At 64.5% G+C, this 16,558-nt stretch carries 15 protein-coding genes; 5 read left to right on the top strand and 10 right to left on the bottom strand.

From position 1 onward, the window contains the following. Positions 1-13 precede the first annotated feature (13 nt). The 5 genes from metW to IAE37_RS07570 form a co-directional block, all read right to left on the bottom strand. A complete protein-coding gene (gene metW, locus IAE37_RS07590; protein WP_201171726.1) occupies positions 14-634 on the bottom strand; it encodes a methionine biosynthesis protein MetW in 621 nt (206 codons plus the stop codon). Positions 635-641: 7 nt separating this feature from the next. Next, positions 642-1,781 (bottom strand): homoserine O-succinyltransferase MetX, encoded by a 1,140-nt coding sequence (metX, locus tag IAE37_RS07585; protein ID WP_201171724.1) that lies wholly within the window; start codon positions 1,779-1,781, stop codon positions 642-644. Between the two features lie 98 nt (positions 1,782-1,879). Beyond that, on the bottom strand, positions 1,880-2,470 hold the full coding sequence (locus IAE37_RS07580) for a YggT family protein (protein ID WP_201171722.1): 591 nt from the start codon (positions 2,468-2,470) through the stop codon (positions 1,880-1,882). Between the two features lie 10 nt (positions 2,471-2,480). Next, entirely contained in the window at positions 2,481-3,299 is an 819-nt protein-coding gene (gene proC / locus IAE37_RS07575; RefSeq protein WP_201171720.1) for a pyrroline-5-carboxylate reductase, read from the bottom strand. Positions 3,300-3,337: 38 nt separating this feature from the next. Next, the gene (locus IAE37_RS07570; RefSeq protein WP_201171718.1) at positions 3,338-4,033 is read right to left on the bottom strand and encodes a YggS family pyridoxal phosphate-dependent enzyme; all 696 of its coding nucleotides are present in this window, start codon (positions 4,031-4,033) and stop codon (positions 3,338-3,340) included. Positions 4,034-4,099: 66 nt separating this feature from the next. Between IAE37_RS07570 and IAE37_RS07565 the strand changes: the two genes are divergently transcribed. Next, entirely contained in the window at positions 4,100-5,098 is a 999-nt protein-coding gene (locus IAE37_RS07565; protein ID WP_201171716.1) for a type IV pilus twitching motility protein PilT, read from the top strand. 136 nt (positions 5,099-5,234) lie between these two features. On the opposite strand, the gene IAE37_RS07560 is transcribed toward IAE37_RS07565, so the two are convergent. Then, positions 5,235-5,855, bottom strand: a complete 621-nt coding sequence (locus tag IAE37_RS07560) for a C40 family peptidase (RefSeq protein WP_201171714.1) — start codon at positions 5,853-5,855, stop codon at positions 5,235-5,237. A gap of 166 nt (positions 5,856-6,021) precedes the next feature. Here IAE37_RS07560 and IAE37_RS07555 point away from each other — a divergent pair, with 166 nt between their 5' ends. Further along, positions 6,022-6,438 carry an NINE protein gene (locus IAE37_RS07555; protein ID WP_201171712.1) on the top strand — a complete coding sequence of 139 codons (417 nt, stop codon included), beginning with the start codon at positions 6,022-6,024 and terminating at the stop codon, positions 6,436-6,438. A 69-nt stretch (positions 6,439-6,507) separates the two neighbouring features. On the opposite strand, the gene IAE37_RS07550 is transcribed toward IAE37_RS07555, so the two are convergent. The 3 genes from IAE37_RS07550 to IAE37_RS07540 form a co-directional block, all read right to left on the bottom strand. Beyond that, positions 6,508-7,209, bottom strand: coding sequence for an SPOR domain-containing protein (locus IAE37_RS07550; protein WP_201171711.1), 702 nt, complete (start codon positions 7,207-7,209; stop codon positions 6,508-6,510). A gap of 1 nt (position 7,210) precedes the next feature. Continuing rightward, entirely contained in the window at positions 7,211-8,947 is a 1,737-nt protein-coding gene (gene argS, locus IAE37_RS07545) for an arginine--tRNA ligase (RefSeq protein WP_201171710.1), read from the bottom strand. Positions 8,948-9,064: 117 nt separating this feature from the next. After that, positions 9,065-11,284: a primosomal protein N' gene (locus IAE37_RS07540; RefSeq protein ID WP_201172107.1), complete on the bottom strand. Its 2,220-nt coding sequence runs from the start codon at positions 11,282-11,284 to the stop codon at positions 9,065-9,067. A 168-nt stretch (positions 11,285-11,452) separates the two neighbouring features. On the opposite strand from IAE37_RS07540, the gene rpmE reads away from it, so the two are divergent. The 3 genes from rpmE to IAE37_RS07525 all read left to right on the top strand — a co-directional run bounded on the left by rpmE (position 11,453) and on the right by IAE37_RS07525 (position 13,945). Then, positions 11,453-11,668: a 50S ribosomal protein L31 gene (rpmE, locus tag IAE37_RS07535; protein ID WP_201171709.1), complete on the top strand. Its 216-nt coding sequence runs from the start codon at positions 11,453-11,455 to the stop codon at positions 11,666-11,668. Between the two features lie 2 nt (positions 11,669-11,670). Further along, on the top strand, positions 11,671-12,507 hold the full coding sequence (locus IAE37_RS07530; protein ID WP_201171700.1) for a thermonuclease family protein: 837 nt from the start codon (positions 11,671-11,673) through the stop codon (positions 12,505-12,507). Between the two features lie 169 nt (positions 12,508-12,676). Next, a complete protein-coding gene (locus tag IAE37_RS07525) occupies positions 12,677-13,945 on the top strand; it encodes a malic enzyme-like NAD(P)-binding protein (protein WP_201171697.1) in 1,269 nt (422 codons plus the stop codon). Between the two features lie 141 nt (positions 13,946-14,086). Here IAE37_RS07525 and IAE37_RS07520 read toward each other — a convergent pair whose 3' ends face one another. Next, positions 14,087-16,540 carry a penicillin-binding protein 1A gene (locus IAE37_RS07520; protein ID WP_442967780.1) on the bottom strand — a complete coding sequence of 818 codons (2,454 nt, stop codon included), beginning with the start codon at positions 16,538-16,540 and terminating at the stop codon, positions 14,087-14,089. Positions 16,541-16,558: the final 18 nt, after the last annotated feature.

The raw sequence follows: 16,558 nt of genomic DNA, 5'->3' as shown, positions 1-16,558 counted from the left end.
CCTCCGGTGGGCGTCAGACCGCGAGCTGATGTTCCTGCAGGCCTGGGCTGCTGACGCGGTAGATACCGATTTCACCTAGAAGATTAGGCCAAAGCCGCCCGCCCCATCCATTGCGGTGCAAGTGGTCGACCGCCAGGCGGTCGAGCACTTTGGCATGGCGTTCGTGGCACAGCTCCTCGAAATCGGCGAAGGTGCAGAAGTGGATGTTCGGCGTGTTGTACCAGGTATACGGCATGAAGTCCGACACCGGCATGCGCCCTTTGGTCGCCAGGTACCAGCGGCAGCGCCAGTGGCCGAAGTTGGGGAAGGTGATGATGCACTGGCGCCCCACCCGCAGCATCTCGTCGAGGATCCGGTCGGGATATTCGACGGCCTGCAGGGCCTGGGTCATGATCACCACGTCGAAACTGTTGCTGGCGAAGTTGCCCAGGCCCTTGTCCAGGTCTTGCTCGATGACGTTGACGCCCTTGGCCACGCACGCGGCGATGTTGTCGGGGTCGATTTCCAGGCCATAGCCGCTGACCTGCTTGCGATCACGCAGCGAAGCCAGCAGCTCGCCGCTGCCGCAGCCCAGGTCGAGTACTCGGCTACCGGCGGGGATCCAGTCGTGGATGATTTCCAGATCGGCTCTCATGCTGTCCTCAGATGGCGATGCGGTTCATGTAGTTCGAGAAACCCTGCATGTAGCGAGGCGTGGGGATCAGGAAGGCATCGTGCCCATATGGCGAGTCGATTTCCAGGTAGCAGACGTTCTTGCGCGCCGCCATCAGGGCGTCGACGATTTCCCGCGAGCGGGCCGGTGAGAAGCGCCAGTCGGTAGTGAACGACATGATGCAGTAGTCCGCCTTGACGTGGGCCAGGCTGGCGGCCAGGCCGCCGCCCTCGGCCGCGGCCGGGTCGAAGTAGTCCAGGGCTTTGGTCATCAGCAGGTAGGTGTTGGCGTCGAAGCGGCCGGAGAACTCCTCGCCTTGGTAGCGCAGGTAGCTCTCGACTTGGAACTCGACGCTGTGGAAGTCGTAGTTGAGCTTGTCGCTCTTGAGTTCGCGGCCGAATTTCTCGCCCATCGAGTCGTCGGACAGATAGGTGATGTGGCCGACCATGCGCGCCAGCATCAGGCCGCGCTTGGGAATCACGCCCCGGTCCTGGAACGAGCCGCCGTGGAATTCGGGGTCGGTGAGGATGGCCTGGCGCGCCACTTCGTTGAAGGCGATGTTCTGTGCCGACAGCTTGGGCGCCGAGGCGATATCGACGCAGTGGCGTACACGCTCGGGGTAGGTGATTGTCCATTGCAGGGCCTGCATGCCACCAAGGCTGCCGCCGACGATGGCGGCCCATTGGCCGATACCCAGGCGATCGGCCAGGCGCGCCTGGCTGTGAACCCAGTCTTCCACGGTCAGTACCGGGAAGTCGGCGCCATAGGGCTTGCCGGTGGCCGGGTTGAGGCTGCTCGGGCCGGTGCTGCCATTGCAGCCGCCGAGGTTGTTCAGGCTGACCACGAAGAAACGGTTGGTGTCGATCGGCTTGCCTGGGCCGATGCAGCTGTCCCACCAGCCTGGCTTGCGGTCGGTGGCAGCGTGGTAACCGGCGGCATGGTGGTGGCCGGACAGGGCATGGCAGATCAGCACGGCATTGCTCGCGCTGGCGTTCAGGGTGCCATAGGTTTCATAGACCAGCTCGTAGCTGGCCAGGGAACGGCCGCAGGCCAGGGCCAGGGGCTCGTCGAACCGGGCAACCTGCGGGGTCACCAGACCGACGGAATCTTCGGGAAGGACAGTGGACATCGACCCTGCTCACGCTTGACGGAGGCGTAAGTCTAAAGAGCGCTACCCGCAGCGGCAAGCAAAGGCTTGCCGCCGGGGTCAACGAGCGCTGGCCAGGGTCAGATCATCCGCCACAGTTCCTGTGGCATGCCGGCGTAGGCGGCCAGCGGTGGCATGACGAACGACTGGATCACCTGGATGGCGATGAACGCGAAGATCGGCGAAATATCCAGCCCGCCAAGGTTCGGCACCAGGCGGCGGAACGGCGCGAGCACCGGTTCGCTGATCTGGTAGGCCAGCTCGGCAGCCGGGTTATGGCTGTTGGGCGCGACCCAGGAGACGATCACCATGACGATCATCGCCACCCAGAAGATCTTCAGGAACAGCGAGGTGACGCCGATGATGGCCCACAGCAGCAGGTGCAGCACGTCGCCGAACACGCCGTAGGTGAGCATCAGCACGAAGGCCATCAACAGTGCCTGGATGACCACCGCCAGCAGCAGCGACGAGGTGTCCAGGCCGCCGATGCTGGGGATGATGCGGCGGATCGGCTTGAGCAGCGGCTGGGTGGCGCGCACCGCGAACTGGCTCAGCGGGTTGTAGAAGTTGGCCTTGACCAGCTGCAGCACGAAGCGCAGCAGGACGATCACCAGGTACAGGCTGACCAGGGTTTGCACCACGAAGATCGCGGCGCCGGACAGTGCATTCATCAAGAACTCCTTATTTGCCCAGTTGTTCGGCAAGTTCGGCAGAGCGCGTGGCCGCAGCCTGCAGCGCCTGCTCGACGATGGCTTCAAAAGCGTTGCCCTGGAACGACTTGATCGCCGCTTCGGTGGTGCCGGCGGGCGAGGTCACGCGGCGGCGCAGCTCGGCGGCGTCGACGTCGCTGGCCACGGCCATACGCGCAGCGCCAAGGGCGGTCTGCAGGGTCAGCTGGGAGGCGGTTTCACGCGGCAGGCCGAGTTTTTCGCCGGCTGCGGTCATGGCCTCGATCAGCAGGAAGAAGTAGGCCGGGCCGCTGCCGGAGACGGCAGTGACGGCATCCAGTTGTTGCTCCTGGTCCAGCCACAAGGCGGTGCCCACGGCCGACAGCAGTTGCTCGGCTTGCTGGCGCTGCGTGTCGGAGACTTCGCCAGTGGCGTACAGGCCGCTGACGCCCTCGCGCAGCAAGGCTGGCGTGTTGGGCATGCAGCGCACCACCGGGCGGGCGCCCAGCCAGGCTTGCAGGCTCGCGCAGGTAATGCCGGCGGCGATGGAGACGATCAGCTGGCCCTCCTGCAGGCGGGGCTGCAGGGCCTGGCAGACGGCTTTCATGACCTGTGGCTTGACCGCCAGCACCACGACGTCGGCGCCGGCGATGGCCAGGGCGTTGTCTTCGAACACTTCGATGCCGTGCTCGGCCTGGACGCGGCTGCGGGTTTCGGCGCCGGGGTCGCTGGCGCGAATCTGCGAGGCATCCAGGCCCTGGGCACGCAGGCCACCGATCAGGCTGGCGGCCATGTTGCCGGCGCCGATAAAGGCGATACGAGTCTTGCTCATGTCAGGTCCTTGAAGGAAAGAGTGAGTAAAGCATGGAATCAGACGGGCCCGCTGTGGTTCGGGCCGCGAGCGCCGAACAGGGCGGTACCGATACGGACCCAGGTCGCACCCTGGGCGATCGCCGCCTCCAGATCGTGGCTCATGCCCATCGACAGGGTATCCAGGCCAAGGCCCAGGTCATCGCGCAACTGGCGCACGGTGGCAAAGGCGGCTTGCTGGGCGACGTGGTCGTCGGTCGGCTCGGGGATCGCCATCAACCCGCGCAGGCGCAGGTTGGGCAAGGCCGCCACTGCCTGGGCCAGTGCCGGCAGGTCGGCCGGGGCGCAGCCGGACTTGCTGTCTTCGCCGCTGACGTTCACCTGCAGGCAGATGTTCAGCGGTGCCAGGCCGGCAGGGCGCTGTTCGGACAGGCGTTGGGCGATCTTCAGGCGGTCCACGGAATGTACCCAGTCGAAATGTTCGGCGATAGCTTTGGTCTTGTTCGACTGGATGGGGCCGATGAAGTGCCAGATCAAGGGCAGGTCGTTGAGTTCCTGCTGCTTGGCCAGGGCTTCCTGGAGGTAGTTTTCCCCCACGTCGCGCACGCCGGCGGCGTGGATCTCGCGGATGGCGCTGGCGGGCTTGGTCTTGCTCACCGCCAGCAACTGGATGCTCGCCGGGGCCCGGCCGGCAGCCTTGGCGGCGCTGTCGATGCGGGCGGCGAGGGCGGAAAGGTTGTCTGCTATGGTGGACATGGATCGATGCCAACGGCTCAGGGAGTCTGCGGCATTCTACCTGCTTGAAGGCCTTTGGGGAGTCTCATGGACGTGACCGACCTGCTGGCTCGAGCCGTGGAGGCAGGGGCGAGCGACCTGCACCTGGCTGCGGGCGAGATACCGATGCTGCGTTGCGAGGGTGAGCTGCGGCGCATGGACCTGCCTATCCTGCAGCCGGCGGTGCTGGACGATGCGCTGGAGCACTGGCTGGACGCCGAGCAGACAGTGCGTTGGCGACAGGGCGAAGATCTCGACCTGGCGCTGGAGCTGCCGCAGCTTGGGCGCTTTCGCTTGAACCTGTACCGCCAGTTGCGTGGGCCCGCGGCGACCTTGCGGTTGATTCCGAACGACATCGCGACGCTGGCCGCACTTGAGCTGGAAGAAGTGTATCTAGCTGTTGCCAAGTACACCGATGGCCTGGTGCTGGTCGGTGGGCCGACCGGTAGCGGCAAGTCCAGCACCCTCGCTGCTTTGCTTCACCGGCTCAATTGCGAACGGGCGCTGCATATCATCACGCTGGAAGATCCCATCGAGGTTATCCACAAGGATGGGCAAAGCCTGGTGAATCAGCGGGAAATCGGCCGCCATTGCCGGGATTTCGCCCAAGGTCTGCGCAGTGCCCTGCGCCAGGATCCAGACGTGATCATGATCGGCGAGCTGCGTGACCTGGAGACCATCCGCCTGGCGCTGCGGGCGGCGGAAACCGGGCACCTGGTGCTGGCCACGGTGCATACGCGTTCGGCTGCCGGCAGTCTCGAACGTCTGGTCGAGGTTTTCGCTGCCGAGGAAAAGAACCAGGTCCGGACGATGCTGGCCGACTCGTTGCGCATGGTGGTGGCGCAGGTGCTGGTCAAACGGGTCGGCGGTGGACGGGTGGCGGCCAGGGAGGTGCTGGTGGCCACGCCGGCGGTGCGCAACCTGGTGCGTGAAGGGCGCATGGCACAGTTGTGTTCGGTGATGCAGGCCGGTGGGGCAGAGGGAATGCGGACGATGGAGGGGGCGATGCGCAGGTTGCAGGAGCGGGGGGTGATCGACGAGCCGTAATACCTGCTCCGGCCTCTTCGCGGCGGTTCGGCGCCCCGATAAACCCGCTCCTACAGGGTATCCCCCGGTCCTGTGTAGGAGCGGGTTTATCGGGGCGCCGAACCGCCGCGAAGAGGCCGGGACAGAAAAGCGCCGATCAGCGCTTGGCCAGGTTCAACTGCTGCTGATCCTTCGGCAGCACGCGCTTGGCGACGACATAATGCTTCTGCCAGTAGGGCTTGTTCAGGTTGTCGATGCTCACCCGCTTGCCACGGCGTGGAGCATGGATGAAGCGGTCGTTACCCAGGTAGATGGCCACATGATTGACGCGGCGGCTCTTGATGTTGAAGAAGATCAGGTCGCCAGGCTTGAGGTCGCCCTTGGCCACCTTGATACCGTGGCCCTGGGCCATGGCATTGGAGGTGCGCGGCAGGTCGACATTGGCCACGTCATTGAAGGCGTACTTGACCAGGCCACTGCAATCGAAGCCCTTCTTCGGGCTGCTGCCACCCCAGCGATAGGGGGTGCCGAGTACATTGACGGCGCGGCTCAGCACGTCGCTGCTCTGCTTCGGCGACATCGAGGCGACCGGCACGCCGTGGCTGCTGGCGACCGTGCGGGCACGCAGCGTGGTGTGCTTGGCCGGTGCGTGTCTCACTGCGGCATTGGTGGTATAGCCGGTGAACCCGTTGGGAAGACGTTGCTCACGATTGGTGGCGTGAGCGGCCAGGGGCAATAATAGGCAGAGGGTCAGCCATGTCTTGAACAAAGGCGGCATAGATGAAGCTCTTATGAATGTTGTGTGTTGGGCGCGCAACTTTATAACAGCTTTTTGATCAATTTCTGATCCGTTGGTCGATTGTCATGTTGCCGTACGTCGGCCTGCGCCGGAAAAGTCACATTTTCCGTTAGAAAATTTTTGGATAACCCCAGGGGGACAATGAATGAACACTTATCAACAAGGGGCGCCGTATCACGACACCCATAGCAAGGTCATCGGCTACCTGTTGTGGATCTTCGGCTTCACCGGCTCGCACCGTTTCTACTACGGCAAGCCGATCACCGGGACGATCTGGTTCCTGACCCTCGGTGTGTTCGGCATCGGCTGGTTGATCGACGTGTTCCTGATCCCGTCGATGGATCGCGAAGCGGACCTGCGCTTCCAGTCCGGGCGCATCGACTACAACATCGCCTGGCTTCTGCTGACCTTCCTGGGTATTTTCGGTGTGCACCGTCTTTATCAGGGCAAGTGGATCAGTGCGATCATTTACTTCTTTACTGGCGGGTTGTTCTTGCTGGGCGTGCTGTACGATTTCTGGACGCTGAACAGCCAGGTGTCCGAGGCCAATGCCCAGCGTTGACGGGGCCCCTGTCCATGAAAAAGGCCTTGTCGCAGCGAGCGGCAAGGCCTTTTTTCGTTCCCGTTGGCGTTACTGCCGGGTCTGCCGCTGTTGCAGCAGCAGGTTGCTGAAACCCGCCCCCGCCAACTGCTTCTGCGCCACGGTCAACTGTTCGCGGTTGCTGAACGGGCCGACCAGCACGCGGTACCAGGTTTCTTCCTTGACCGTCCCTGACTCGACCTTGACCACCTGGCCGAGCAGGATGATCTGCGCGCGGACCCGGTCGGCATCGGCCTGCTTGCGGAACGAGCCGGCCTGCAGGAAGAACTGCGTGGTAGCGGCCGGCTTGATCACTGGTGGCGCGGGTGGCGGGGTCTGCCCCAGCAGTGCGGCCTGGGCGCGGGCGGTGTCGATCTTCGCCGCTTCGGCAGGGGTGACCGGGGTCACCGGCTGCGCCGGTACCGGCGGGGTCTTCTCCGGTACGGCCTCCGGCGGCACGATGACCTCCGACTCCGGCAGCAGCGTGTAGAAGTCGTACTTCGGCTTCACCGGTTGCTGCGCGGTGGTGGCGGTGCTGCCCTTGCTGGCCTCGGCGACCTTTTCCGGCTTCTGTTGCTCGGGCTTGGCGCGCTTGATGTCACCACCGCCGGGTTCGAGCTTCATCAGGAAAACGATGAAGGCGCCCACGGTGAGGCCGACCGCCAGCCATACCCATCCTGGGATCGGCTGCTTGGCGGGGGCTTGCGCGCGGCTCGCGCCGCGTTTCGGAGCGGGTTTTTTCTTGGCAGCCAACTTACATGCGCTCCAGGGTTTCCAGGCCCAGCAGCTCGAGGCCCTGCTTGAGGGTGCGGCCGGTCAGGGCAGCCAGGCGCAAGCGGCTTTGCTGTTGCTGCGCGGTGTCGGCGGCGAGAATCGGGCAGTTTTCGTAGAAGCTCGAGAACAGGCCGGCAAGGTCGTACAGGTAGCTGCACAGCACATGCGGGGTGCCTTTGTCGGCAACGTTGTTCAGGATTTCACCGAACTGGGCCAGGCGCGCGGCCAGGTCCTGTTCCTTCTCGGCTTGCAGCACGATGTGCCCGTCGACTTCGTCGAAGCCCTTGCCCAGCTTGCGGAACACACCGGCCACGCGGGTGTAGGCATACAGCAGGTAAGGGGCGGTGTTGCCCTCGAAGTTGAGCATCAGGTCGAAGTTGAAGCTGTAGTCGCTGGTGCGGTGCTTGGACAGGTCGGCGTATTTGACCGCGCCGATGCCAACCACCTCGCCGATGTGGCGCAGTTCGTCCTCGGCCAGGCCGGGGTTCTTCTCCTTGACCAGGGCGTAGGCGCGCTCCTTGGCCTCGGTGAGCAGGTCGATCAGCTTCACCGTCCCGCCGTCGCGAGTCTTGAACGGGCGGCCATCGGCGCCGTTCATGGTGCCGAAGCCCATATGCTCCATCTGCATCGGGTGGCCGACGAAACCGGCCCGGCGCGCCACTTCGAACACCTGGTTGAAGTGCAGTGCCTGGCGCTGGTCGACGAAATACAGGGCGCGGTCGGCCTTGAGTACGTTGCTGCGGTAGCGCACGGCGGCAAGGTCGGTGGTGGCGTACAGGTAGCCGCCGTCGGCCTTCTGCACGATCACGGGCAGGGGCTCGCCTTCGCTGTTCTTGAACTCGTCGAGGAATACGCACTGGGCGCCCTGGTCTTCCACCAGCAGGCCCTTGGCCTTGAGGTCGGCGACCACGTTGGCCAGGTCGTCGTTGTAGGCGCTTTCACCCATCACGTCGGCCATGGTCAGCTTGACGTTGAGCAGTTCGTAGGTTTTCTGGCAGTGCGACAGGGAAATGTCCTTGAAGCGCGTCCACAAGGCCATGCAATCGGCATCGCCGGCCTGCAGCTTGACCACCAGGCCACGGGCGCGGTTGGCGAATTCTTCGGACTCGTCGAAGCGTTTCTTCGCCGCGCGGTAGAAGTTCTCCAGGTCCGACAGCTCGTCACTGGTGATCGGGTTTTCTTCCAGGTAGGCCATCAGCATGCCGAACTGGGTACCCCAGTCACCCACGTGGTTCTGGCGGATCACGTCGTCGCCGAGGAACTCCAGGACCCGGGCGACACTGTCGCCGATGATGGTCGAACGAAGGTGGCCGACGTGCATTTCCTTGGCCAGGTTGGGCGCCGACATGTCGATCACTACCTTCTCGGCCGGACCGGCCTTGCGTACGCCCAGATGGCCATCGGCCAGGGCGGCATCCAGGCGGGCGGCCAGGGCAGCGGTGTTCTGGAAGAAGTTCAGGAAGCCGGGGCCGGCGATCTCGACCTTGCTGATGTCGTCGCTGGTCGGCAGGGCATCGATGAGTTTCTCCGCCAGGTCGCGCGGCTTCATGCCGGCCTGCTTGGACAGCATCATGGCGATGTTGCTGGCGAAGTCGCCGTGGGTCTTGTCGCGGGCGTTTTCGACCTGGATCGCCGGCGTCAGCCCTGCAGGCAGCACACCATCGGTGGCGAGTTGGGTGAGGGCTTGCTGGATGAGCTGGCGAATGGTGTCTTTCATGGGATTCTCTTTTCGACCGCAAGCGCGGTGAGCGCCTGGATGCGCAGGTGGAAAAACTGGGCATTATCCGTTGCCGGGGCCGGGTTGCCAACCTTTGCGGCACGCCCCGTGGGATGCTCAGTAAAGGTCGACCGGGTCGACGTCCAGCGACCAGCGCACCTGGCGCCCGCTCGGCATCTGCTCCAACACTAGCAACCAGGCGCTGATCAGTCGATGCAAGGGGGCCCGGGTGTTGGCCTGTATCAACAATTGCGCGCGGAAACGCCCGGCGCGGCGCTCCATCGGTGCCGGTACCGGCCCCAGCAATTCGATGCCGGGCAAGCGCTGTTCAGCTACCAGTCGCTCGGCGGCGCCGCACGCCTCGTCGAGAAAACCTTCCGCCTGGCCCGGCTTGTGCGCCTCGGCCCGCAGCAGGGCGAGGTGCGAGTAGGGCGGCAGGCCGGCGCTGCGGCGTTCTTCCAGGGCCTGCTCGGCAAAGGCGAAATAGCCCTGTTCGGTCAGTTGCACCAGCAGCGGGTGGTCGGCCAGGTGGGTCTGGATGATGACCTTGCCCGGCTCTTCGGCACGCCCGGCACGCCCGGCCACCTGGACGATGAGCTGGGCCATGCGCTCGCTGGCGCGGAAGTCGCCGGAGAACAGCCCGCCATCGGCGTCGAGGATGGCCACCAAGGTGACCCGGGGGAAATGGTGCCCCTTGGCCAGCATCTGGGTGCCGACGAGGATGCTCGGCTGGCCCCGCTGGATGGTGTTGAACAGGTTGTGCATGGCGTCCTTGCGCGCTGTGCTGTCGCGGTCCACGCGTAGCACCGGGTAGTCCGGGAACAGCACCTTGAGGCGCTCTTCGGCGCGCTCGGTCCCGGCGCCGACCGCCCGCAGATCGACGTGCTGGCACTTGGGGCAATGCTGCGGCAGGCGTTCGTCATAGCCGCAGTGGTGGCAGCGCAGCACGCCCGAGCGCTGGTGCACGGTCATGCGCGCATCGCAGCGCGGGCACTCCGACAACCAGCCGCAGTCATGGCACAGCAGGGTGGGGGCGAAGCCACGACGATTGAGAAACACCAGTACCTGCTGGCCGGCTTCGAGGGTCTGGCGGATGGCCTGTTGCAGCGGGCCGCTGATGCCGCTGTCCAGGGGCAGGCTCTTCACGTCCAGGCGCAGCATGCGCGGCGGGCGTGCGCCGCCGGCACGCTGGTTCATGCGCAGCAGGCGGTAACGCCCGGTCAGGGCGTTGTGCAGGGTCTCCAGCGACGGTGTGGCCGAGCCGAGCAGGATCGGCACGTTCTCCTGATGAGCGCGCACCAGGGCCAGATCGCGGGCGTGATAGCGCAGGCCTTCCTGCTGTTTATAGGAGCCGTCGTGCTCCTCGTCGATGATGATCAGGCCCGGGTTCTTCATCGGCGTGAACAGCGCCGAGCGCGTGCCGATGATGATGTCCGCCTCGCCGTCACGCGCTGCCAGCCAGGCGTCGAGGCGCTCGCGGTCGCTCACCGCCGAGTGCAGCAGGGCGATGCGGGCATTGAAGCGCTGCTCGAAGCGCGCCAGGGTCTGTGGGCCGAGGTTGATCTCTGGGATCAGCACCAGCGCCTGTTTGCCGGCTTCCAGGGTTTCGCGGATCAGTTGCAGGTACACCTCGGTCTTGCCGCTACCGGTGACCCCCGCCAGGAGGAACGCGGCGAAACCGCCAAAGGCCTCGCGCACGCTGTCGAAGGCCTCGCGCTGCTCGTCGTTGAGCGGCAGCTCCGGCTGCGCCAGCCAGTGCTCGTGACGGGCGCTCGGCAGGTGGCGGCGCACCTCGACCTGGACCAGGTCCTTGGCCAGTAGCAGGTCAAGGCTGTCCTTGTTGAGGTTGAGTTTGCCCAACAGGCTGTGAGCCACGCCATGGGGGTGCTGGGCCAGGGTCTTGAGCGCGTCGCGCTGGCGCGGCGCGCGGGCGATGCGCGGGTCTTCCAGGCGCGCACCAGGTGTCACGTGCCAGAAGCGCTCCTGGCGCATCTCGGCCGGCTCGCCCTGGCGCAGGAGGGTAGGTAAGGCCCAGCTCAAGGTGTCACCGAGGCTGTGCTGGTAGTACTGGGCGGTCCACAGGCACAGCTTGAACAGCGAGGCCGGGATCGGCGATACCGGGTCGAGCAGGGCCGTGGCCGGCTTGAGCTTTTCGGCGGGCACCTCGCTTTGCGCGCAGACCTCCACCAGCACGCCGATCATCTCGCGCCGCCCGAACGGCACGCGAATGCGCATGCCTGGGGTCAGGGCCTGGCGGGCCATGCTCGCCGGTGCCCTGTAGTCGAACAGGCGACGCAGGGGGGAGGGCAGGGCAAGGCGCAGGATGACGTCGGACACGCGGAAGGTCTCGGCAGGGTATTTCAAGGTGTGGCGAGCCTAGCAGACGACCACTGGTACACGCGACAACTTGCGCTGGCGCCATGCTCTGGTATTATTCGCCGCCTAATTACGTGCGGTATTCAACAATAGGTGTTGGGTGGCGGCACGCAGCTCGAGGAAGTGACCATGAAAGCAGATATTCATCCGAACTACGAAGTAGTTGCAGTCACCTGCAGCTGCGGCAACAAATTCGAAACCCGTTCGACCCTGGGCAACACCCTGTCGATCGACGTTTGCAACCTGTGCCACCCGTTCTACACCGGTAAGCAGAAAGTCCTGGACACCGGTGGTCGCGTACAGAAGTTCGCCGATCGCTTCGGTATGTTCGGTACCAAGAAGTAATCATGCGCATGGCGAATCCTTCGGGCTTCGCGCTGTTGCAAAAGAAGGCGCCCCTCGTGGGCGCCTTTTTTGTGGGCGCGATCTGGCATTTTCCGGTGGCGGCTGCGGCATTCTGCCCGCTGCCAGCCAGCCCGCAGACGGTGGCGGTGCGTCAGGTGGTCGATGGCGATACCCTGCGCCTGAGCGATGGGCGCAGCGTGCGCATGATCGGCATCAACGCCCCGGAAATCGGGCGCAAGGGGCGTACCAGCGAACCCTTCGCCGAGGCTGCCAAGCGTCGTCTGCAGGCGTTGGTCAAGGCCAGCGATGGTCTGCTTGGCCTGGTGCCGGGCGTCGAGGGCAAGGATAAGTACGGGCGGACCCTGGCCCACCTGTACGGTCGCGATGGGGCCAATCTCGAAGCGCAACTGCTCAGCGAAGGCCTGGGCTACCGGGTCGCGGTGGCGCCCAATGTTCGCCTGGCCGGCTGTCAACAGCGCGCCGAGCACGCCGCGCGCAGCACCGGCGCGGGCCTCTGGCGGCAATCGCCGGTGCTGCAAGCCGATGCCCTGCAGCGCTCAGGCTTCGCCGTGGTGAGCGGCACGGTGCGGGGCATCGAGCGCAATCGTGGCGGGGTCTGGGTGGAACTGGACAATGCCTTGGTGTTGCAGGTGCCTGCCCGTCTGCTGCGCAACTTCCCGTCCAGTTTCTTCCAGGAACTGCAGGGCCGCCAGGTCGAAGCCCGTGGTTGGGTGCTGGATCGATCCCGCAAGGGCGGGCTCAAGGCAGGCCAGCGGCGCTGGCTCCTGCCGTTGACGGACCCGAGCATGTTCGAACGTATTTCCAGTCAAAACATGTAGACATTTCGATAATGGATTGTACACACTGTCAGGCGTATGCCCCGTGGGTTATAGCGTAAAGTCTTAGGCTAAAGGCCTTGACACAAGTGACTGACCAGTCTTGTGGCTCCCCGGCTCTTTGCGTATCCTCGGCGGTCCGTCAGAACAGTAAACAAGCGGAATGCCCACCATGTCAGACCTGAAAACCGCCGCTCTCGAATATCACGCTCAACCTCGTCCGGGGAAACTGAGCGTCGAGCTCTCCAAGCCAACCGCCACTGCCCGCGACCTCGCCCTGGCCTACAGCCCAGGCGTTGCCGAACCGGTACGCGAGATTGGCCGCGATGCAGAGCTGGCCTACAAATACACCGGCAAAGGTAACCTGGTTGCGGTGATTTCCGATGGTACCGCCATCCTCGGCCTGGGCGACCTGGGCCCACTGGCCTCCAAGCCGGTCATGGAAGGCAAGGGTGTTCTGTTCAAGCGTTTCGCCGGTATCGATGTATTCGACATCGAAGTCGAATCGGAAAGCCCACAGGCCTTCATCGACACCGTGCGCCGCATCTCCATCACCTTCGGTGGCATCAACCTCGAGGACATCAAGGCGCCAGAGTGCTTCGAGATCGAACGTACCCTGATCGAGCAGTGCGACATCCCGGTCTTCCACGATGACCAGCACGGTACCGCGATCGTCACTGCGGCCGGCATGATCAACGCCCTGGAAATCGCCGGCAAGAAGCTCGAAGACGCGAAGATCGTCTGCCTGGGTGCCGGCGCTGCCGCCATCTCCTGCATGAAACTGCTGGTCAGCATGGGCGCCAAGGTCGAGAACATCTTCATGATCGACCGCAGCGGCGTGATCCACGCTGGCCGTGACGACCTGAACCAGTACAAGGCCCAGTTCGCCCACGCCACCGACAAGCGCACCCTGGCCGACGCCCTGGACGGCGCCGATGTGTTCGTGGGTCTGTCCGGCCCGAACCTGCTGAGCCCGGAAGGCCTTAAGTCGATGGCTGCCAACCCGATCGTGTTCGCCTGCTCCAACCCGGATCCGGAAATCTCCCCAGAGCTGGCTCACGCCACTCGCAACGACGTGATCATGGCTACCGGTCGCTCCGACTACCCGAACCAGGTCAACAACGTACTGGGCTTCCCGTTCATCTTCCGTGGTGCCCTGGACGTTCGCGCCAAGCGCATCAACGAAGAAATGAAAATCGCCGCCGCCATCGCCCTGAAGGACCTGGCCAAGCTGCCAGTGCCGAAGGAAGTCTGCGATGCTTACGGTGTTGAAGGCCTGGAGTTCGGTCGCGAGTACATCATTCCGAAGCCGCTGGACGCTCGTCTGATCACCGTCGTTTCCGACGCTGTGGCCAAGGCTGCCATCGAATCCGGCGTGGCTACCCTGCCGTATCCGAAGCACTACCCGCTGAACAGCGTGGATGAAGTGTTCAACGGCTGATAGCCGCTGTAGCGACATGAAAAAGCCCCGGCTCGTAGGAGTCGGGGCTTTTTTTGTGGGCTCGCCTTGATGGTTGCAGCGCGGCGGATATCGAGCGCCGCCCGCGCGGCGCTCGTTCTATGCATCACTCAGGAATCAAGATCAGAACAGATCCATCGGCGCCGCTTCGTCCGCTGGTAGCGGGCTGCCAGGGGCCACGCCGTTGCCCAGCTCATCCACCGACGGTGGCGAGTCTTCGGCCTTGAACAGCTCGAAGTAGGCATTCGGCGTGCTCGGCGAGGCGGCGCGGCCGCTGATCGGGTCGACCCGCAGGCTGAGGATGCCTTCCGGCTCGGCCGGCGGGTGGTTTGGCTTGTCCTTGAGCGCGGCGCCCATGAAGTTCATCCAGATCGGCAGCGCCACGGTGCCACCGTATTCGCGGCGGCCCAGGCTTTCCGGTTGGTCGAAGCCCACCCATACCGAGGTCACGTAGTCGGCGTTGTAGCCGGAGAACCAGGCGTCCTTCGACTCGTTGGTGGTGCCGGTCTTGCCTGCCAGGTCGGTGCGGCCCAGGGCCAGGGCGCGGCGCCCGGTGCCACGCTTGATCACGTCCTGCAGCATGCTGGTGAGGATGTAGGTGGTGCGGCCATCGACGATCTGTTCGGCCACCGCCGGCGTCTGTGGCGGCGGTGCGACCTGGCCATAGGCCGACGGCGCCTCGCCGGGCAGCGGGGCGGCGGTGCTGATCGGTTGCTCGGGCGCGGCCACGCCGGCGTTGTCTTCGGCGCCCTGGGGCACGCGAGCCGGGTTGGCGGTGAACAGGGTCTGGCCGTCGCGGCTTTCGATACGCTCGATGAGGTACGGGTTGATCTTGTAGCCGCCGTTGGCGAAGGTGCTCCAGCCGGTGGCGATCTCCATCGGCGTCAGCGTGGCGGTGCCCAGCGCCAGCGACAGGTTGCGCGGCAGGTCCTGCTTGTTGAAGCCGAACTTGGCGATGTAGTCGATGGTGCGGTCCACGCCCATGGCCTGCAGCAGGCGGATCGACACCAGGTTGCGCGACTTGTACAGCGCCTCGCGCATGCGGATCGGGCCGAGGAAGGTATTGGTGTCGTTCTTCGGTCGCCAGACCTTGTCCAGGTACTCGTCGACGAACACGATCGGCGCATCGTTGACCAGGCTGGCAGCGGTGTAGCCACTGTCCAGTGCAGCGCTGTAGACGAAGGGCTTGAAGCTCGAGCCAGGTTGGCGCTTGGCCTGCATGGCGCGGTTGTAGTTGCTCTGCTCGAACGAGAAGCCGCCGACCAGGGCGCGAATGGCGCCGCTGTACGGGTCGAGGGTGACCAGCGCGCTCTGCGCCGCTGGCACCTGGCTGAACTTCAGCGAACCGTCCTCCAGGCGTTGCAGGCGCACCAGGTCGCCGACCTGGGCCACGTCCGCAGGCGATTGCGGCGCACGGCCCTGGGCGTTGGTATTGAGGTAGGGGCGTGCCCACTTCATGGTGTCCCAGGCCACGCTCTCTTCCTGGCCACCACGGGTCATGACCGTCAGGCCGGTCTTGTCGACCTGGGTGACGATGGCCGGCTCGAGCCCGCCCAGTGGCCGCTGCTTGTTGAGTTCCTGTAGCCAGGCGGCGTGGGTCTTGCCTGGGAAGCGCGACTCCGGGCCGCGGTAGCCATGGCGCTCGTCGTAGTCGGACAGGCCGTTGAGCACGGCGCTGTTGGCCATTTCCTGCATGTCGCTAGGCACCGTGGTGGTTACCCGGAAACCTTCGGTATAGGCGTCGCTGCCGTAGCGCCCTACCATCTCGGCGCGGGCCATCTCGGCGATGTACGGCGCATTCACTTCCGGGGTCGGTACGTGGTAGCTGGCGTTGAGCGGTTCGGCCAGGGCGGTTTCGTAACTGGCCTGATCGATCTTGCCGAGCTTGTACATACGACCGAGGATCCAGTCGCGGCGCTCCTTGGCGCGCACCGGGTTGGCCAGTGGATTGAAGCGCGACGGTGCCTTGGGCAGGCCGGCGATCATCGCCATCTGCGCCAGGCTCACATCGCGGATCGACTTGCCGTAGTAAACCTGCGCGGCGGCGTCGATGCCGTAGGCGCGGTTGCCCAGGTAGATCTTGTTGACGTACAGCTCGAGGATCTCGTCCTTGGTCAGCTCGCGTTCGATCTGCAGGGCCAGGAGAATCTCGGTGGTCTTGCGCGAGAAACTGCGTTCGTTGGTGAGGAAGAAGTTCTTCGCCACCTGCATGGTGATAGTGCTGCCGCCGGTCTGGATATGGCCAGACTTCAGCAATTGGGTCGCGGCACGCATCAGGCTGCCTGGGTCGACGCCGTAGTGATTGAGGAAATTGTCGTCTTCGGCTGACAGAAGCGCCTGGATGAACTGTGGGGGGATTTCCGCGAAGCGGATCGGCGAGCGGCGCATTTCGCCAAACTCGGCAATCAGCTTGCCGTCGCTGCTATAGACCCTCAGGGGGATCTGCAACTGGATGCTTCTGAGAGCGTCGACGGAGGGCAGGCTGGGACTAAGATACAGAAACGCACCGCTCACACCGAGTACGAGCGCGCAGATGACTGCGACGAAAGACCACCAGAAGAACTTCAGCAGGCGTATCAAGGCTTTTGGGTGTCC

Source organism: Pseudomonas sp. S31 (assembly GCF_016648105.1).
Classification (GTDB): Bacteria; Pseudomonadota; Gammaproteobacteria; order Pseudomonadales; family Pseudomonadaceae; genus Aquipseudomonas.
The sequence above is the reverse complement of the archived record's forward strand: the minus strand, read 5'-3'. Positions and strand labels throughout refer to the sequence as shown.

Excerpts from the sequence above, each read along its gene's own strand:
- metW (WP_201171726.1), bottom strand. The coding sequence starts at position 634 with ATGAGAGCCGATCTGGAAATCATCCACGACTGGATCCCCGCCGGTAGC.
- metX (WP_201171724.1), bottom strand. The coding sequence starts at position 1,781 with ATGTCCACTGTCCTTCCCGAAGATTCCGTCGGTCTGGTGACCCCGCAG.
- IAE37_RS07580 (WP_201171722.1), bottom strand. The coding sequence starts at position 2,470 with ATGAATGCACTGTCCGGCGCCGCGATCTTCGTGGTGCAAACCCTGGTC.
- proC (WP_201171720.1), bottom strand. The coding sequence starts at position 3,299 with ATGAGCAAGACTCGTATCGCCTTTATCGGCGCCGGCAACATGGCCGCC.
- IAE37_RS07570 (WP_201171718.1), bottom strand. The coding sequence starts at position 4,033 with ATGTCCACCATAGCAGACAACCTTTCCGCCCTCGCCGCCCGCATCGAC.
- IAE37_RS07565 (WP_201171716.1), top strand. The coding sequence starts at position 4,100 with ATGGACGTGACCGACCTGCTGGCTCGAGCCGTGGAGGCAGGGGCGAGC.
- IAE37_RS07560 (WP_201171714.1), bottom strand. The coding sequence starts at position 5,855 with ATGCCGCCTTTGTTCAAGACATGGCTGACCCTCTGCCTATTATTGCCC.
- IAE37_RS07555 (WP_201171712.1), top strand. The coding sequence starts at position 6,022 with ATGAACACTTATCAACAAGGGGCGCCGTATCACGACACCCATAGCAAG.
- argS (WP_201171710.1), bottom strand. The coding sequence starts at position 8,947 with ATGAAAGACACCATTCGCCAGCTCATCCAGCAAGCCCTCACCCAACTC.
- rpmE (WP_201171709.1), top strand. The coding sequence starts at position 11,453 with ATGAAAGCAGATATTCATCCGAACTACGAAGTAGTTGCAGTCACCTGC.
- IAE37_RS07530 (WP_201171700.1), top strand. The coding sequence starts at position 11,671 with ATGCGCATGGCGAATCCTTCGGGCTTCGCGCTGTTGCAAAAGAAGGCG.
- IAE37_RS07525 (WP_201171697.1), top strand. The coding sequence starts at position 12,677 with ATGTCAGACCTGAAAACCGCCGCTCTCGAATATCACGCTCAACCTCGT.